Genomic DNA, 20,037 nt, shown 5'->3' with positions numbered 1-20,037 from the left:
GCTCACTTCTCCTCGTTGGAAATCAGCCCGGCCGCCTCGTCTGGGGCCACATTGCCGTCGTAGACCTGCTGGAGCAGCAGGTCTAGGTCATCAGGCACGGATTGCTCCCCCGGATCGCTGTGCCTGCTGGCCGCGGACATCTCCTGGGCGACCATCACGGCGAATGTGTCCATCGTCGGGAATTCGTACAGCTTCGTGGTCGAGAGCTTGAGACCCAATTCAGTGTTGATCGCACGCATCCATTCGACACCGACAATGGAATCAAGCCCTTGTTCCATGAAGCTTCGGTCAAGTTCCACCTCGTCAGGTTCCACAAATAGTTCGCGGGCCAGGCTAGCGACGAGTCGATCCACGATGTCGGCAGCCTGCACGGCAGGGGCCCCAACGACTGGGGCATCGGCGGCATGGGTCTGCTGTACTGTCGCCGCTGGAACGGCGTCTGAGGGCAAGAGGGGGGCGGGCGTCACCGGCTCGGTCACAGACACAACCTCTGTCGCCCCGTCCTGAGCCAGATCGGGCAAGGTAACCTTCGTCTCAACCACAGGACCGGCAGAGTCCACCTCGCGAATCACGTCGACCGGGTCAGAGAGCGCGGTCTGAGTCGGCGCAGACTGGAACTGCGGCTGCGGTTCAGTCTGGGTAACCGACTGGAATTCAGGAGAGGTGGCGACGCCGGGCCCACGCCAGTAGACCTTAGGCTCGAAGCAGTAACCCGGCAGCGACAGCAGAGGCGCGTCGCCGAAGGTACCCACGGGAATGTCATAGCCCTGGCAATAGAGCTCGCCCACACTGCGCAGCGCATCATCGACCTGCTCCGGGTTGCCCTGGCCAATCATGCCAACCTGCTGTGCCACGAAGCTGCTGAGGCTTGCGACGCTGTGCGTGCCACGCGCGACCGTGCCGAGAAACACACGGGAGCTCTGCCGCCCCTGCGCTGCTGCCGCCAACGAATCGATAGCGCCGTCTATGTCAGCGACGACCAACGCAGCCCGATGGGTGAGATGTTGACGGCCCTCAGCGAGCGTGCGTGCAATCCCCTGCAGAGGGGTTTCACGATGATCTTGCAGCCAGTTTGCTAACACACTCAACTGCCGACTCAGAGCAGCCTCATCGCTGCCTGAGACCACGAGCAAGGTTGGCGTCGCGGTTCCGGCAGCCGTCGGCTTGGGATCGCCTTGTTCCAGGATCACGTGGACATTCGTGCCGCTAAAGCCAAAGGCACTCGTGGCAGATCGCCTCAGCGCCGCTCCCTGCGGCCAGGAGGTGAGCTCACGATTCAACCAGAAGGGAGTTGTTTCCCATGCCACGTGATCGCTCGGATGCCCACACGACAGGCTGGGCGGGATCGAGCCGTGCTCCATAGCTGCCATAGCAACGATCAGGTTGATCAACCCAGCAGTTGCCTGTGCGTGACCAACCGTCGGCTTCACCGACATTAGAGCGATGCTCTGCTGCGAGGCATCTGCATACGCATTCGCCAGGGCGCTCACTTCGATCGGATCGCCGAGGGGCGTGCCCGTGCCATGGCCAATCACCAAGCCAATCGAGTCGGTCGTCACATCAGCATTGGCAAGAGCGCGACGAATCACTTCCTCCTGGGCATGACCGCTGGGAGCGGTGATGCTCTGACTCCGACCGTCATAGTTCATAGCACTGGACAGAAGCCTCGCCCGGACACGGCGGCCTTGACCACGGGCCTTGCTCTCCCGCTGGAGGACGATCACGGCCACGGCCTCCCCCGGCACCATTCCATCAGCCTCGCCGTCGTAGGCGCGGCACACGCCCGTAGATGAGAGCATGCCCGCGTCTGCCATGGCGTCGTAGACCTTAGAATCGCTGATGATATTGGCGGCGGCGACGATGGCGGTATCGCAATCTCCCGTCTCCAGTCCGAGGCGTGCCTGATGGAGCGCTGCCAAACCCGATGAACAAGCGGTATTGATAGCCATGCATGGTCCTGAGAGATTCAGGAAGTAGCTGATCCGAGCTGCCAGCACAGAGTTCGCGTTCGAAGTAACGCTGGCGCTCTCCAACAGGCCAAGATAATCGCCTTCCTCAATACCGACGTACACGCCGACACGTTCGTGATGGAGTTCTTCGTCAGTCAGAGCCGCATCTTCGATCGCATGCCACATCTCTTGCATGAGTAGTCGCTGACGCGGGTCCATCTGGAATGCCTCACGCGGCGCAATGTCAAAGAACCGCGCATCAAATTCGCCAACCCCCTCAAGCGTGCCCATCCATCGAGTCGCGGTATCGGCATGAAATTCTGCTCGTTCGCTCGGGACAGTATCAATCGCTGAGTGGCCCGATGTCATCAGCTCCCACAGCGCGTCGACATCACGGGCTTTGGGAAAACGTCCCGCCAGTCCCACCACAGCCACAGCGTCACGACGAGTGGTATCCCGCTCAGGAACTGAGAGTCCCGACTTGGCATGAACCGTCACAGCCTGGAAGGAATCAAGCGCCACCGCAGTCGGAGCGGCACTGTCTTCCGGTCCCTGGAAGAGGCGCTGCATTTCCTCGGCGTGATGAGCCAGAATGTGCGTGACAAGGGCATCAATAGTTGTCGCGCGGTAGAAGTCAGTGGGAAGGATGGGGACGCCGAGGTTCTCCTCCAAGTTGCCAGCCAGTTCCACCTGTAGCATCGAATCCATCCCGTAGGCCTGCAATGACGCCGTGGTATCGATCGCCGAAGCTTCCAATCGCACGACAGCCGCAACCTCACGACGCACAGCGTCGCTCACCCGATCGGCCAGGGACCAACCCGCCATCTTCGGCTGCCAACCAACTCCAACCGGAGCTTGGGAAGTGACGGTGCCAGCCTGCGAAGTGGACTGCGACATCGGCTGGAAAGGAGAGTGAAGTGCCTGCGGCCGGCTCGGCCAGAACGGCTCGCGTTCAAACGGGTACCCAGGCAGGGATACCGTCATGCCAAGTGCCGGCATCGGCGCCGGACAGGCACCCTCGAGATATCGCTGCGCAATGCTCTCTGCAGAGGCAGCCGCGCCGGGACCATTCAGCCCCGCAGCGAGACGGCTCATCTCCGATGAAGCCTCCGCCCGCAAGGCGTCACGCGTGAGCACGCGCCGCGTCGGGCCACCGTCCACGTCAACAACAGCTGCGCGCATCGCCTTCGCAGCCTCCTCGACGGACGAGACGACGGCAGCGAACCGATGTTCGTGATGATGGCGGCCCTCGGCCGCGGTCCGGACTAGAGCGGGCAAATCAGGCGCTTGCTCGCTCGCACACAGTCGAGCCAGGTCGAGGAGACGCTCGTCAAGCGCCCGTGCGGTCTTAGCCGAGACGAGAAGGGGCAAGGAGGCATTCATGTGAGACTCCGGATGAGAAGTATGAGAATGAGTGGGTTCGCGAACGACGACGTGGGCGTTAGTGCCGCTGATACCGAAGGCGCTGACAGCGCCACACCGAGGATGGTTCACGGGCGAGACCCAGGGACGGCTGGTCGAGCTGAGGTACACGGGGCTGCCCTGGAGCCGCAGATGGGGGTTGACGGGTTCGCAGGCTGGATTGCCCGGGAGAGTTTCGTGGCGCATCGCTTCCATCAAGACGATGAGACTGACCAAGCCGGACGCCGCCTGGCTATGTCCCACGACTGGCTTGACAGAGACCAGCGCACAACTGTTCTCACCAGAGCCGAGGGCTGTGTGTGCCGATGCGAGTGCGTTCGCTTCGATGGGGTCACCCAGCGTGGTGCCTGTTCCATGGGTAATCACTAAGTCGATTTCGTCCGGACCGATGGCAGCTGACGCGTACACTTCGGATTCCAACGCTCGTTGCGCTTCCCCGTTGGGGGCGGTCAGCCCGTTGGTCCTGCCGTCATAGTTGATACCGCTGGCCACAATGACGCCGTATTCGCGACGACCTGTTTGGACCGCCCACGATTCCCTCGTCAGCACGACGGCCGCCACGGCTTCGCCAGCCACCATGCCGTCAGCGTTCGCGCTGAAGGCGGAACAGACTCCGGTGCGCGAAAGCATGCCAGCGCTGACCATCGCGTCATATGTCGCGGGATGAGCTAGGACGTTCACCGCACCGACAATGGCGAGATCGCACTCACCAGCTGTCAAGCTCGCCGCCGCTTGATGAAGAGCAACCAAGCCGGAAGAACATGCGGTATTAGTTGCGACCACAGGGCCGTGGAGATCAAGGAGATAACTCAATCGTGCTGCGAGCGCACCCGTGTGGTTGGAAGCCACCCGACGGTCTTCATTTTCAATGAACTGGTAGTCGCCATCTTCCACGCCGACAAAGACGCCCACGCGCGACTTCCTTAGCGCATCCGGGCCGATCGAAGCGTCCTCCAGCGCGTGCCACATCTCTTGCAGAAGCAGTCGAGCCCGAGGGTCCATGCCCACAGCTTCTCGCGGAGAAATCTCGAAGAACACGGGATCAAAACGCTCAATGTCGCTCAGGGCAGCCACGTGGCGTGGCGTCTTATCCCAACCGGGGCGCTGACCCGCAAGATCGACAATCTGCGACTCAGCTGCCAAGATTGACGACCACAGGACCTCTACATCATCGTTTTGCGCGGCTCGCACGGCACGACCGATGACGCATACATGATCCCGGTCCATCGCGGTGCTGTTTTCCCGCGTCGGCTGCGGGCGCGCCCCTGTTCCTGGGATCTGGTTTTCCCGGTATGGATCGGGCTCTGACACGTCCTGATCCTCCAATGGTGAAGTCATGCACTCGTCGGCAAGATAGATGGCGAGGCGTCGAGGTGTCGGGTGATTGAACATGCTGTCGGGGCTCACGTCACAACCCAGCTCGTCGCACAACGAATCTGCAAATTCGACGATCGTCACCGAGTCGAAACCCAAGTCTTGGAAGGAATCGTCAGGATCCTGCCTCGGCACCGGGATCTGTAGCACCTCTGCAATGCTCGCGTGACAAGCGTTCAATGCCCTATCTACCATGGCCTCACGACTCACCATCGATGGCGTCGATTCCGGCGAGACCGCCGTTGATACCATCGCGACGGGACGAGTCTGAGACATTGCGCTGACAGTGCCCCTCAGCTCCACGCCTGGATCTCCAAAGTCAAGCCAGTAGGGCTCTTCCTCGAACGGATAAGTTGGCAGGCTCAGGCGTCGGCCTTGAGAGACGATGCCATTCCATGTGCTGAACTCACCCGCCAACCACGCGTCGCGGAGTTTGGTTGGCGCCTCTGCCCCTCGCGCGACAAAAGTGGCAGGCCGGTGGAGATCAACATGCGAAATACCTTGCCCATCACTCACCGACGCCAGCCACGACCGGACATCCTCGAGATCAGCCACGACTGCGGCAGCACGCCAGGCGAACGCCTCTCGCCCCACCTGAAGTGTAAATGCGAGGGCATCAAGGTCATTCTCGGCAACGTCACCGCGGCGAAGAACCGTCAAGAGTCGAGCCGCCATCTGTCGCAGAGCAGCCTCGCTCTTGGCCGAGAGCACCACAACCTCAGGGCCAAAAGCGACAGCGTGATCGCGAGACGCTACATGTTCGGCGACGATGACATGGGCATTGGACCCACCAGCACCGAAGGCAGAAATTCCCGCCACCAACGGCTTGTGCTCGCTCATTCTTTTCCACGGTGCGGCGTGTTGAGGAACGTAGAAGCGCGATCCTTCAAGTTCGAGTAACGGGTTCAACTCAGAGCTGTGGAGCGACGGAACTACTGTCTTGTGCTTCATCTGCAGCAGCACCCGCGTGAGAGCGGCGATGCCGGCCGCGCCCTCGCAGTGACCGATGCTGGCCTTCATCGAGCCCACTGCACAAGCAGCTCCGTCACCGAAGCCCTTAAGGAGGCCCTTGACTTCGATCGGATCGCCTAGCTTCGTGCCCGTACCGTGGGCCTCCACATAAGTCACGTCCGCGGGATTTATGCCACTCTCTTCAATGGCCCCACGGATGACCTCAGCCTGAGCTACAGCGCTCGGTACTGTGAACCCCGTCGTCCGGCCGGCGTGATTGAGCTGGGATCCCTTCACGACGCCATAGATGTGATCCCTCGCCTCGACTGCCGCAGCGAGCGGCTTCAGCAAAATCGCACCGACGCCCTCACTCGGCACATACCCATCGGCATCTTTGCCGAACGCGTGGCAGCGCCCAGTCGGAGAAATAAAAGCGTTGGTGGCCAGCAGCAAGGACTTGTTGGGGTGAAGGGTGAGATTGACACCGCCTACGATCGCCTGACGACATTGGCCCGCCTGAATGGCACGGCATGCCTGATCCAACACTGTGAGCGACGAGGAGCACATTGTGTCTGTCGCCACGCTCGGGCCCTTGAGATTGAGGTGATAAGAAACCCGATTCGGGACTCCAGCTAGATTGCCTGCGACGGCGATAGATCTTCCACGCTGCTGCGCCTCAACACCGAAGAATTGGTACTCCATGGTCATCAATCCCACGAACACACCCGTCGATGCCGCTCCAGAAGCAGACAGATCGCCAGGTGTATAGCCAGCGTCCTGAATGGTTTCGTAAACGCACCTTAGGAACAGTCTTTCCTGAGGGTCCATCTCAGCCGCTTCACGAGGCGAGATGTTGAAGAAATAGGGATCGAAGTGATCAATATCGGTCAGGAAGCCACCGTCTTGAGGGACGAGGCGATCGTAGGCATCAGCCCAGCGGACATCGCCCATTGACCAGCGGCCATCGGGCAACGTGCCGACAGTGTCACGTCCGTGGAGTAGGTTCTCCCACAGTTCGGTGAGATTGTTGGCACCTGGGTAACGGCCGGCTATGCCAACGATCGCCATATCGAGCGGCCCATGGTCTGGCGTCGATGCAATCCTCTGGACCGAGTTGGGTACGCGGCGCTGACGGCGAGAGTGTCGTGGAGCCGAGGCTGCTGGACGCGCCTGGTTAACGTCGGGCAATGCAGGTGGGGCGTCGCAAACCTCGAGACGAAGCAGGTCAGCAACCGCCTCGGGGCGCTCACTCACGATCTCGCGAGCAAGCGAGATAAGCGTCTCATGCTCAAAAAAGAGAGTGCGCGGAAGCGACCCTAGGCGAGACTCAAGATCCTCGATCACATCGATCGAACTGATGGAATCCAATCCAAGCTGGTCCAAGCTGGCATTTGGGTCTAACCACTCAAAGGAGAGTTTGAGGTGCTCATGCAACGCATGTGTCACCACAGTCAGGACTGCCTGGACCGGGTCCTGCTCGGACGCTGGCGAATCAGCATGCGCGATCGGCATCGCAGCGAGTTGGTTGGTAGCCCTAGGCGCTGGGGCTCCGACGAGATCCACCATCGCCTCTTCAAAACGACCAGGCAGAGCACTCATGCACAATGTTTGGGGTAATTTCGACGCAAGGCTCGTGTGGAGGGCGTGAATACCGCTACTGGCGGGAATCGCAGCAAACCCGGTTTCACGGCCCAACTTCTCTAGCGTGGCGGCCGGCATGCTCATGCCGCCATCGGCCCACAGCGACCAATCAATGCTCACTGTGGTGCCATGCCGCTGTCCGCTCTCAACCAACGCCGCTCGCTTGTGTGCCCACGCGTCCATGAAACCGTTGGCAGCCGCGTAGTCTGTCTGTCCGGCGTTGCCTACCGCACCCGTGGTTGAGGCAAAGAGCACAAAGACATCCAAGGGGAGGTCTTTCGTCGCCTCATCCAGATTCACGCAGCCCCACACCTTCGGCGCTAAGACCGCGTGAAGGTCGTCGGTCGTCTTGGTGCGAAGTGATCCGTCACGGGTAGTTCCAGCACAATGGATGACTCCGACCAAGTCACGCTGCTTCGCAACAACGCGACGAACATCAACCTCATCGAGCAAGTCCATTTGCTCATAACTCACGCGCTCGCCCGCGTCCAGGTCCGCGAGCACTCCGTTGGATCGGTCCCCCGCAATGGAACGGCCCGTCAAAACGACCTGAGTGGCAGGGGCAGACAAGATGTCTCGAGTTACCAGAAGGCCCAATCCGCCGAGGCCCCCGGTCACGACGTATGTGCCCGGCTTCCACTCCCGCTCACGCTCAGGCAGTCGCTTCCACTGCATCCTGGCAATGTCGCCATCAGTGACACGGAGGTGGGTTTCCGGCTGCTCAATCCCGGCTTGTGTGGCCAACAGTCGTTCAAGATCATGAGCCGTGACCTGAGGGCCTACCTCGATCAGTTGGGGGATGATGCGCCGACTCTCTTGTCCGATCGAAGCCACCATTCCCACCAACCCGGCGCCGAGCCCGAGAGGGACCACTACCTGCAGTAACCGAGGGGTTGCAGGCTTAGACTCCATCAGGTCTTGGGCGAGTCTCAACAGGTTCTCGGCGACGAGAGTGAAACTCTCGGCTGTGTCGTCAAGGGCAGGCAGGGGGTGGAGCATGGCCCCCGCTCCGCTGACTGTTACACCGGACGCTGCCACATACCGACCACGTGCTGCGCTCAACTCACGTGTCTCTTCCAGAGGCTCCCACGAGGGGGCGAGCACGGCGGTGATCGTGGCATCGTTGTCATGCATGGACGCCGCGGACAGTACTGAACTAAATCCGCGTACTTCAAGAACGACGTTGCCATCCGTATCGAAAATTTCGATGTCGAACTTTTCCACGCGACTGCTACGACCGAGATGGGTGATGCGCGCCACCACATTTCGAGGCATGGGCATGAAGACCGTCACGCGATCCATGCGGAAGGGGCGGCTAGGCATCATTTGCTCCTCGCCCAGGGCGATTGTGGCCTGGAAAATCCCGTCTAGCACATCCGGGCGAATCAGTGCGTCATCCCACAGAGTGGTACTGCTACGAGCCGTGGCGATCGCCATCGAACCATCGACAATCACTTCATCGAGGGTGTGGTACCACTCGCCGTATCGGAGCCCCTCCTTCTCGAGCGCCGCCCGAATCTCAGCGCCACTGCGTCGCAGCCCACTCATGTTCGACACATTCACCACCGGCCTAGGGCGGTCGGACTCCTCCAGAATCATCGTCACGGCACTCTTCTCAGCCTCGTCAGTACCTGCGACGAGATCGAGGACGACGGCCCCGTCGTCACGCAGATCGGCGAAGACGAACGCATCAGTCGGTGCTGTGACGGAGAACGGTTGGGTGATCTCAAGATCAGTCAGTACCAGCGTTTGAGCGTGGGCATCGCTGCAGCTTAGAATCCTTGCCGCATCGCACAACACCGCCAGATGGCCTGCAGCCGGCAGGATCGGCACACCATGCGATAGATGATCGGCAACAAGGGGGTTGCTGGCATCCCATGTGGTTTGCGTCGCCAGTCCTTGTTGGAGACTGGACACGTTGAGCCCGGCCAGCCGTCCCCTCTCGACGGGCGCTTGTGCCGACACTTCGGAAGTAACCCAGTAGTGCTCCCGTTCAAAGGGATAGCCAGGCAACGATGCTGTCGGCGGAAGTTCCTCCCACAAACCGGCCAGTGGCGGCACATAGCCTTGCATATACGCATCGCCCAATACCTCGAGGGTCTCGAGCAGTTCGGCTCCGCGATAAGTCCGGCACGAATGCACGAGGTCTTCCAGCAAGCGCGCCTGAACCTTCTTTTCCTGGAAGTGTTGAGGCACCGTCGTGATGGGAAAAGTACCGTCCGCAACCGACTGGAGTGCACGGATCAAATCGTCACCAGTCGCGCCAATGACGGCAGCCCGATGCGGCAAATGTTGCCGTCCCAGCGCCAGGGTTCGGGCCACCGAGGGGAGAGTGTAATCCTGCGACTCCAAGGCTTGTGCCAGGTTGTGTGCCTGTCGGCGGACAGCCGCGTCAGTCATTCCTGACAGCAGAAATAGGTGGGAACTAGACTCAGTATCGTCATAACGGAGCTGATCGCACGACATCATCATCATGTGGACATTGGTGCCACTAACACCGAACGCGCTCACGCTCGCGATACGCGGCTGCTCGTTCCAGGGCCATGGCTCGCTCTGCGTCGGAACCCTCAGGGCACTTGCCGCCCAGTCGACATATTCGCTCGGCTGCTCGAAGTCCCGCGACGGGGGTACCGTCGCAGACCACAAGGCTCGGGCAGCAATCGTGGCGCTCACCAAGCCAGAGGCGGCCTGAGAGTGACCAACATTGGGCTTGGTTGAGATCAACGCAACAGGATCATTGCGACGGTTCGAGAATACCGCCTCCAGCGCTTTCACTTCCACCGAATCGCCAAGTGGCGTCCCAGTACCGTGCGCCACCACGAGGCCAACGGCGCGGGAATCCACACCAGAAGATCGCAGTACCTCACGGACTAGTTCAGTTTGGGCGGTTCCATTTGGCGCCGTGATGCCCTGTGTCTTTCCATCGTGGTTCACGCCGCTGGCAAGCAGCCGAGCGTAGACGCGTCGTCGCTGCTCCCGGGCCAGATCGGATCGTTGCAGCACCATGACAGTGACAGCCTCGCCCGTGACCATGCCGTCAGCGCGTCGATCGAATGCATGACAAACCCCAGTAGGCGAGAGCATCCCCGCGCTACGCATGGTCTCGATCGTCACAGCATGGGAAAGGATATTGGCCGCAGCGACGATAGCCATATCGCACTCACCGTTGACAATACTGAGGCGCGCCTCGTGTAAGGCCAACAGGCCAGAAGAGCATGCCGTGTTGATAGCCATCACAGGGCCGTGCAGGTCCAGGAAGTAGGCCAAACGTGCCGCCAAGACGGCGTCGTTAGTCCCTGTTAAGCCATCATTATCGCCGAGGTAGTGCGCGTAGTCCCCCCCCTCGACTCCCACAAAGACGCCGACGCGATGGTTACGGAGTTCCTGTTTGCCTACCCCAGCATCCTCAAGTCCACGCCACATCTCTTGCAGCAAGAGTCGTTGACGAGGATCCATCTGTTCGGCGTCGCGAGGCGTCACACCAAAGAACCGGGCATCAAACTCATCGATGCCGTCAATCCATCCGCCGACCAGACCCCCACCAGAGGGGAGACCAGGACGGTCAGCAGGCACCGGGCCGATAGCGGTGCCACCTGTGACCACCTGATGCCAAAGCTCATCAACGTCGGCGGCTCCGGGAAACCTACCGCTGAGACCGATGATGTCAGCAGGAATTCCTCGACGGTCGTCGACGACGGACTTCCGCGCCGGAATAAGAAGACCACGATCCGCGGGCAGCGCCAACACGGCTGGCCTCTGGCGGGTCGTGATCTCGGCGCTCTCCGGCGAGTCGGAAATTCCGTACTTATGCGTAACCGCAGCGGGCGCCTCATTGGCAAGGCCCTTTGCCAATTCAAGACAGGAACCATAGCGAAAGAAGAGATCGGGCGTGAGCGTGTAGCCCACAACCGATGAAAGGTCCTCCGCCAGCTCAATCACATTGATGGAGTCCAGTCCGAAGGTGGAAAAGGACTCGTCCTCTTGAACCAACGACACCGGAATTCTGTGGAAATCAGCTAGGCCTCGGCGAATGTCTTCAAGGAGACGATCTGTGTCGATACCCTTCCCGTGCGAATTGCTCCCCGAATTCGACGTCTCCGCGGCTACCTCAAGGCCAATGATCGCCCGGCGCTCTCCTGCTTTATCCAAGATCAAGGCGCGAACTTCATCGGTCGAATCAGCGGGGATGCCATACCGCTCCACGGACAGCCATGTCGCGGGCGCTGGCAAGCCTTCCGCCGCCTGCGACAGATCGAGAGCATCTTCCAGCGAGAGGTCTCGCGTCGACACAGCACCACCCGGATTCCACACCGAGCCACGACACAGCACTCGTCGCGCCGATCCGGACTTGAGGACCAACGACCACTGCGGCGCACCCGGCTGATCTCCCCACGCGAGCTGCAGCGTGTCATGTGGGGAGGCCATCGTGGTGTTCTCTCCCCATTCGACGCGCGTGAGCCAGCACGACGCAGATGTCTCCCGTGCAAGAACGCCCCGGACAAGCTCCAGTTGAGTCAGAGCATCCAAGGTGATGTCTGTTGAGGTCTGCTGAGTCATGATCATGAGCCTCTTTCTCTCAAGCGCGCGTGATATCGATCCAGCGGAGGCCGCTGGTCTCATCGGGAATCTGTTCGGGCGCAGAAGGCGCCTGAGGCCAATAGCTGTCGGTGGCAAACGGATACGCGGGCACACCAACTAAGCGCGGAACGTCATTGCCCGTCGGAGCCGGGTTGTAGCCCTGACAGTACAACTCTGTAATGGCGCAAGCGGTATCCGCAGAAACGTAGGTACTCGCTGTCGTGATCTCCGACCACAGCGAGATCATCGTGTCGTTTAGGACCCGGTTTGGAGCGAACGTGCTTGGGACCTCCCCGCGTCGCACCTCTGATGCCTCGTCATCAGCTGCGGCCGCACGCAATAGAGCAACCGCATCCCCGCCCGGAGGCACCACCACCGCACAGCGGTGTCTAAAGTGGAAGCGATGATGTGCCAATGTTGCCGCCACCGCACCAAGCGCGACGTCGCGGCCATCGGTTTCGAGCCAGGTCGCGAGATCGGCGCAGCGCTGATGCAAAGACGCCTCACTCTTCGCCGACAGCAACAACACCACCGAAGCAGACACCACCGGCGCCACCTCAACCGCAGGCACTATCCGCTCCAACACCACATGAGCATTAGTCCCAGAAAAACCGAACGAACTCACACCACCACGACGAACATCACCAGACCAATCCGCCAACTCACGATTAACAAAAACCGGCGAACTGTCCCAATCCACATACGAACTCAACGGCTCAGCACACACACTCGGCGGAATCTCCCCCGCCATCAACGCACGCGCCAACACCACCAAACCCACCAAACCCGACGCCGCCAACGAATGCCCCACATTCGGCTTGACAGACACCAACGCACACGAACCAACATCCACCGACCCAAACGCCTCCACCAGCGCGTTCACCTCGATCGGATCACCCAACGGCGTACCCGTCCCATGCGCTACAACCAAACCCAACGACGCCGGATCCACACCACTGCGAGACCACACCTGCCGCAACAACTCCACCTGAGCCTGACCCGACGGAGCCGAAATCCCATTCGTGCGACCATCACAATTCACACCCGAGCCCAACACCCGAGCCACACGACCCAACCCGTGAGCAGACACCACATCCTCACGAGCCAACACCACCGCCACCACAGCCTCACCAGGCACCAAACCATCAGCCTCAGCACCAAAAGCCGCACACACACCACTCAGCGAGACCATGCCCGCATCGGACATAGCCAAGTACGCCTCTTCAGAGGAGAAGATGGCGGCGGCGGCGGCGATGGCAATGTCACACTCGCCCGATTCCAAACTCCGAACCGCCTGATGAAAAGCCACCAAACCCGACGAACACGCCGTATCAATCGACATGACAGGACCGCGCAGATTCAGGTGATAAGCCAGTCTCGCCGCCAAGAGCGAATCGTTCAGCGCAGTCATGGATCGGGTGTCGCTGGCGATCTCGTCGAAGGTTCCTGACTCTGCGCCGACGAAGACGCCGACCCGTTCCTTCTCAAGAACCGACGGCCCTACCCCCGCATCCTCCAACGCATGCCACATCTCCTCCAACAACAACCGCTGCCGAGGATCCATCACCTCAGCCTCACGAGGAGCAATCTCAAAGAACAACGGATCAAACCAACCCACCGACTCCAACCAACCACCCACCGCACCCGCAGCAGAACCCCACCACGGCACACGCTCCGCCGGCACATCCCTCAGAGCCAACCGACCCTCACGCACCAACGACCACAAACCATCCACACCCACACCCGACGGAAACACACCCGACATCCCCGCCAACACCACATCCGAGCAGCGAGCAGCTGAGCCGCGAGCACGCAACTTCTCGGTTCGGGCTAGAACCAACCCGGAATCGACAGTGAGGGCTTGTGGCAATTGCGGCATGGCCTGGCGAATCTTCTCGCTGTAGCGATTCGCCAAGTAGAACGTCAATCGCTCGAACGTCGGATGGCTGAACAGCGCATCAGGGCCGAGGCGCACGCCGAGCCTGCGACTGATTTCACGCGCTAGATCGGGCAGGTTCAGCGAGTCGGCACCATAGGTAGCGAAGGTTTGCTGCCGGTCGAGGTGACCCTCGTCGAGTCCAAGCACCCCCGTGAGAGATTCTTGGACCTGCTGCTCCACCCACGAGAGCACCACAGACTCGTCTAGCATCGGGATTGCCCCGCGTGTTTGCGCAGCGGCCTTGCGATCGCAGCGGAGACCAGTGATCTCCCCCGTGACCCTGCCATCCGCATCGAAGAAGTGAATGTCGACATTAGTGGCGCTGACGATCGTCACTCGTGCCTGCGTCGCCTCAGCAGAGTCGGTCGGCACCACGGCGCGATCGATTCCGACCAAGACGCCCTGCCCAAGGTAGGCATTCGCCCCCGCAAGGATCTCTTGGACGAAGTCAGAGAACTCGCCGGTGGAGGCGCCGCGAGTGAACTGAAGCGTCGGCAGACCGGCTGTCGGGGACTGATCTAGAGGCCCTGCTGCCGTCGCCCTACCATCGGCCACCGTATCCTCATCACACAACAGCCGCCAGACCAATCCGGTGCCGTCAGCCTCGCATTCGATGCTGACATCACCATCCGGTGTGGCGCCTCCGCGCCACCATGCGACGTCGTGGATTGCGATGGGATCGGTTGTATGCAAAGCGACGCAGCTCGCTTCGGTGACCGCCGCAAGGAGATGAGCAGGATCATCGATGCGGAACGAGACTAGAGAGAAGCGCGCCTGCGACAGCGAGGATTGATTCTCGACCAGATATGTTCGCGGCTCGTGTCCCAGGCCGAGAACCATCGTGTGCGTAGGCCAGTAGTCGGCATGGTCAAAGGCATAACCGGGCAGTGCCGCTGGCGTCTCAGAACGAGGCCACCATGCAGTCGGATCACAACCAGTGCAGTAAAGTCGTCCTAGCGCCTCCATGTCCTGACTAGTCGCAGCCTGCGCCGCAAGCGTGGCCGCAGTGTGCTCCAGCGATTGGTTGCGGCGATGTCCCTGTGGCACTGAGCCACGGACAATCCCGCGCCCCTTCTCGCCCTCAGCTGCGCGACGAAGTGTGTCCACTGCGCTATCTGTGTCAGAGGCGACCACGGCGACACGAAGCGCAAAGTGGCTTCTTGCTCCCGCCAACGTTCGAGCGGCGGTAATGAGATTCGTAGGCTCGGTTTCGAGCCAGGTCGCGAGATCGGCGCAGCGCTGATGCAAAGACGCCTCACTCTTCGCCGACAGCAACAACACCACCGAAGCAGACACCACCGGCGCCACCTCAACCGCAGGCACTATCCGCTCCAACACCACATGAGCATTAGTCCCAGAAAAACCGAACGAACTCACACCACCACGACGAACATCACCAGACCAATCCGCCAACTCACGATTAACAAAAACCGGCGAACTGTCCCAATCCACATACGAACTCAACGGCTCAGCACACACACTCGGCGGAATCTCCCCCGCCATCAACGCACGCGCCAACACCACCAAACCCACCAAACCCGACGCCGCCAACGAATGCCCCACATTCGGCTTGACAGACACCAACGCACACGAACCAACATCCACCGACCCAAACGCCTCCACCAGCGCGTTCACCTCGATCGGATCACCCAACGGCGTACCCGTCCCATGCGCTACAACCAAACCCAACGACGCCGGATCCACACCACTGCGAGACCACACCTGCCGCAACAACTCCACCTGAGCCTGACCCGACGGAGCCGAAATCCCATTCGTGCGACCATCACAATTCACACCCGAGCCCAACACCCGAGCCACACGACCCAACCCGTGAGCAGACACCACATCCTCACGAGCCAACACCACCGCCACCACAGCCTCACCAGGCACCAAACCATCAGCCTCAGCACCAAAAGCCGCACACACACCACTCAGCGAGACCATGCCCGCATCCGTGAGTTCGGAGAGTTCCTTAGCTGTGCACATGATGTTGGCGGCAGCGACGATGGCAATGTCACACTCGCCCGATTCCAAACTCCGAACCGCCTGATGAAAAGCCACCAAACCCGACGAACACGCCGTATCAATCGACATGACAGGACCGCGCAGATTCAAGAAGTAGGAGAGGCGTCCGGCCATAATCGCGTTGTTGGTGGACGTCACATTGCCTTGACCGTCGATGAGATCGGCAAAGTCGCCCCGTTCTGCGCCGACGAAGACGCCGACCCGTTCCTTCTCAAGAACCGACGGCCCTACCCCCGCATCCTCCAACGCATGCCACATCTCCTCCAACAACAACCGCTGCCGAGGATCCATCACCTCAGCCTCACGAGGAGCAATCTCAAAGAACAACGGATCAAACCAACCCACCGACTCCAACCAACCACCCACCGCACCCGCAGCAGAACCCCACCACGGCACACGCTCCGCCGGCACATCCCTCAGAGCCAACCGACCCTCACGCACCAACGACCACAAACCATCCACACCCACACCCGACGGAAACACACCCGACATCCCCGCCAACACCACGGACGGCCGTTCAGGGATCGAGGCGCCGCCACAAGCGTTCTGCGGCCAACGAGCGGGATCGGACTGATCGTTCTCGCAAGAAACCGGCAAATCTCCCACAACTGGAGCCTCAGGCGCTGGCGTGTCATTGCCAGGCGTGCTCACGACCACCGTCAGACCCGACTCGTTAGCACGGCCACGGCTGCGCCTGGTCAACCTGCTCCGAGTCTCCTGCGCAGCGGCGAATTCTGGCGTCACAGCTAGGTCGAGCGAAACCCCCGGAGTCGCCTCCGGCTGAATACGAGAAGACAGGTAGCGGGCAAGATCGATGATCGTCGGATGATTGAAGAAGACGTCCGGCATGAGTTCGACGCACAGGCGCTCGGAAATCGCGCCAGCGAGTTCGACGAGCATCAACGAGTCAAGTCCCAAGTCGTGCAACGAGACGTCGACATCGATATCGGCTGCCGAGATACGAAGAATGTCCTGGAGAGCGTCCATAAGAACCCGCTCAACATCATCCGTCGCTCCCCCGTTGACAACTGACGGGACATCTGTATTCTCAATTGCCGACGAGTCCTCATCGGACACCATGGCATCCAGAGCTACGGATTGTTTGTCTAGCGTCTCTGCTCCGTCATTGAGCTCATCGGCACGCCTTTGTGTGGCGGCGTCAGAAGCACTGCCCGCGAGCCGCGAAATAGCGGCCGCAGAACGCTCGATTTCACCCTTAAGTACCACGAGGGAAGTCGCCTCCGTAGCACCCACCGCAGCCACAATCTCCATTGCCTCTTCGGGTAGCAGCGGATCTTGACCACTGGCAGCGACAAGGAAGTTGGCCCGCTCACGATCCTCCTCGCCGAGGCCAACCTCTCCCCAGAGCGGCCAGGCAAAGGCCAAGCCAGGAGCATGCTCCGCTAATGCGGCAAGGTAACGGTTCCCGACGGCATATTCCGCACTGCCAAAGTCGCCCAAAAAGGCAGCCGTGGACGAGCACCACACGAGACGATCGACGTCGATAGCTAACTGCGCTACTTGTTCCGCAGCGTCGATGCGCAACCGGAATCCGTGACGAACCTCATCGAGATCGGCATCGAGGAGCGATGGCAGCGCACCTGAACCGGCTGACCACACGATGCCCATTAGTGGGCCGTCGGACTGCACAATTTCGATGAGTGGCTTCACCATACTGGGATCACTGAGATCGACAGAGTGGTACTCGACATCGTCGAGTCCGTACTGGGCGAGAACCGGCAAAGCCTCATGAGAGGACCGGCGACCGACGCCGATCACGGTAGCTCCTTGCTCATGCAGCCACGACGCGAACGTTCGGCCAAGACCACCAGTCACGCCCAAGATCAGCCAACGCCCAGTGACCGCATCCAGCGGCGTCAGCGCTTCCGCAGGCACATCCAGCTGTTTCACAGCTACGTCGTCTGCTCGCACCATCGAGCTCCCTGCAGCTGGATCCAAGGCATCCAGGACCCGCCGACGCCACGCGTCGGCTTCTCTTGCTGCGGCATCAACGAGGATTGCTCGAACCTGCCATCCCGGAATCACTCTCCCGGCCGACCGCTCAAATCCAATGAGGGCCTCACCAAAACGAGCACTCGTGTCGTCGTCGATGCTGGCGAGCAGAAAGACCTGAGGGGGCTCGTCGGCCATACGTGCGAGCTCAGCTAGCAACTGCCATGCAGCAGTCATAGCCTCTGCATCCCATGGCCCAGCAAGGGTGCGTAGATCGATAACGGTGTCGATCTTCTCTTTGGAAAGGATCGCCGTCACGTCGTCGAGGGAATCTGCCATGTCGACGGCATCGCGATCGGACCATTCCTTCAGCCACGGCTCGGCTATATCGGCCGGTCCGAACAAGAGGGTGCGCCCAAGGCTAGACTGCCGCGGCCTGTTATCGGTGGCCCATGTCTCAGCGAGCAAGGCCACAGTCGTTGGTAAAGCCGTGATCGCAGGCGACATCTCCTGCCCCAGCAATCCATCCAGGTAGCGCTCTACAACGCCCTTGCGGCGCAACTTACCCGCGCCCTGACGTAACTCGCCAGGGGCACACAGGACGACGTCGTGCACGCTGAGGCCATGCTTCTGGGACATCAGAGAGATGCAGGTCTTTCGTAAAGCGGATCGGACCTCTTCCTCAGCATCGGCAGAGGCCTCGATCGCGACGATGACCTTCTCCATGTCATTGACCTCGCACGAGAAGACACAAACGTCGAGCTCTTGATCAATGCCGCCGTATTCACGCAGTGTCAATTCAAGATTGCTTGGATCATAATTTTCTGCATTGACAATGATGGTGTCACTGAATCGTCCGACGATGTACATGGCGTCTTCGTGAATCACGGCTTGATCGCCTGTCTTGAACCACAAACTGTTATCGCTCAACACGAATTGCCGCCCGGTGAGTTCCCGGTTCTGGAAGTACTGCTGGGCGCCGCCAGGGCTGCTCACCCACAGTTCTCCCACACGGTCTTGCCCGAGATCCAGCCCATCTTGGTCGCAAACCTTGAAGCGAATATCCGCGCGTTCACGACCACAACAAGTCAGCGCACGAGTGCCTTCTGCCCCAGCCTCACGCACCTCGACCCGCGCCTCACGCAAGGCCTCACGCTCAACTGTCAGCCATGTGGTGGGTTCGTTGGGCTCCTCACAGCAGACTGGGCCCATTTCCGTCGAGCCATAGTGAGGGGTGATGACAGACTCCGCGAGGCCGAAAGGAGCGAAAGCGGCATTGAAGCGCTCGACCGTATCGCGACGTACGGCTTCTCCTGCGGAGGCGATGACTCGCAAGGAAGCGAGTGAGTCAGAAGCAGTCAGGCCGTGTGCACCGTATCGAACCACATGATCAAGTGCAAAGTTCGGGGCCCCGGAGTGGGTGGCACGCCGCTTCGCCAGCATCCGCAGCCATAATTCTGGCGTTTCGACAAAGGTGTTGGGCGGCATGAGCAGGCACGGGCAACCCGCCGCCAAGGGGGCGAGCATGCCCAGTAAGAGACCAAAACTGTGGCTCAAGGGCAGCCATGAGACAAAACTGCTCTCCGCGCTGGTGTCCCATAAAACCACGCTTGCCTCGATCTGCGCCTCCAGGTTTGCGTGGCTGTGAGGCACGCCCTTGGGCGTCCCCGTTGAACCCGACGAGTAGAGCATCATGGCGGTCTGATCCGGATCTCGCGGGAGAGCTGCGTCCAGTTCCGGCTCGTCGAGAAGATCCGCGATGGCGACCGCCACATAATCGTGCTCGCCCGCGTTCGCGGCGAAAATATCCAAATGGGCTGAGTCAGTCAGCACCGCCGTTGGTGCTGCATGACCGAGCACATACACGACGAAGGGCGAAAGTTGCTCGCCTCGGTCAATGTCGTCCGTCTTTAACGGCACTGAAACCACATTCGCGTGCGAGCACGCCAGCATGCCCACGACCAAATTCGGCCCGTCAGGCAGGGCCAGAATGATGCGATCTCCGGGCTCAGTGTGCTGCGTCAACCAATGCGCGATGCGGGCGCCCCGCTCGGCTGCTGCTGAACCAAGCACCGTCTCCGTTTCCGAGCGGCCGTCACTCAAGGACCAAGACAGCACGTCACCGTGTTCACGGCAGCGGTCTACCCAGCTCGAAGTATCAGCCTTCACATCGGAATTCATCGCAACCTCTCAGAATGGCAGTCA

The 20,037-nt window shown here is 60.6% G+C and carries 2 protein-coding genes; both read right to left on the bottom strand.

Annotated elements, in window-relative coordinates; all coding sequences use genetic code 11:
- Nucleotides 1-2 precede the first annotated feature (2 nt).
- Nucleotides 3-11,894 (bottom strand): beta-ketoacyl synthase N-terminal-like domain-containing protein, encoded by an 11,892-nt coding sequence (locus AC6I1W_RS05805; protein ID WP_462553430.1) that lies wholly within the window; start codon nt 11,892-11,894, stop codon nt 3-5.
- Between the two features lie 19 nt (nt 11,895-11,913).
- Nucleotides 11,914-20,013 (bottom strand): beta-ketoacyl synthase N-terminal-like domain-containing protein, encoded by an 8,100-nt coding sequence (locus AC6I1W_RS05800; RefSeq protein WP_486703026.1) that lies wholly within the window; start codon nt 20,011-20,013, stop codon nt 11,914-11,916.
- Between the last annotated feature and the right edge of the window lie 24 nt (nt 20,014-20,037).

This window comes from Cutibacterium sp. KB22876, from assembly GCF_059728865.1.
The sequence above is the reverse complement of the archived record's forward strand: the minus strand, read 5'-3'. Positions and strand labels throughout refer to the sequence as shown.

Excerpts from the sequence above, each read along its gene's own strand:
- AC6I1W_RS05800 (WP_486703026.1), bottom strand. The coding sequence starts at position 20,013 with ATGAATTCCGATGTGAAGGCTGATACTTCGAGCTGGGTAGACCGCTGC.
- AC6I1W_RS05805 (WP_462553430.1), bottom strand. The coding sequence starts at position 11,894 with ATGACTCAGCAGACCTCAACAGACATCACCTTGGATGCTCTGACTCAA.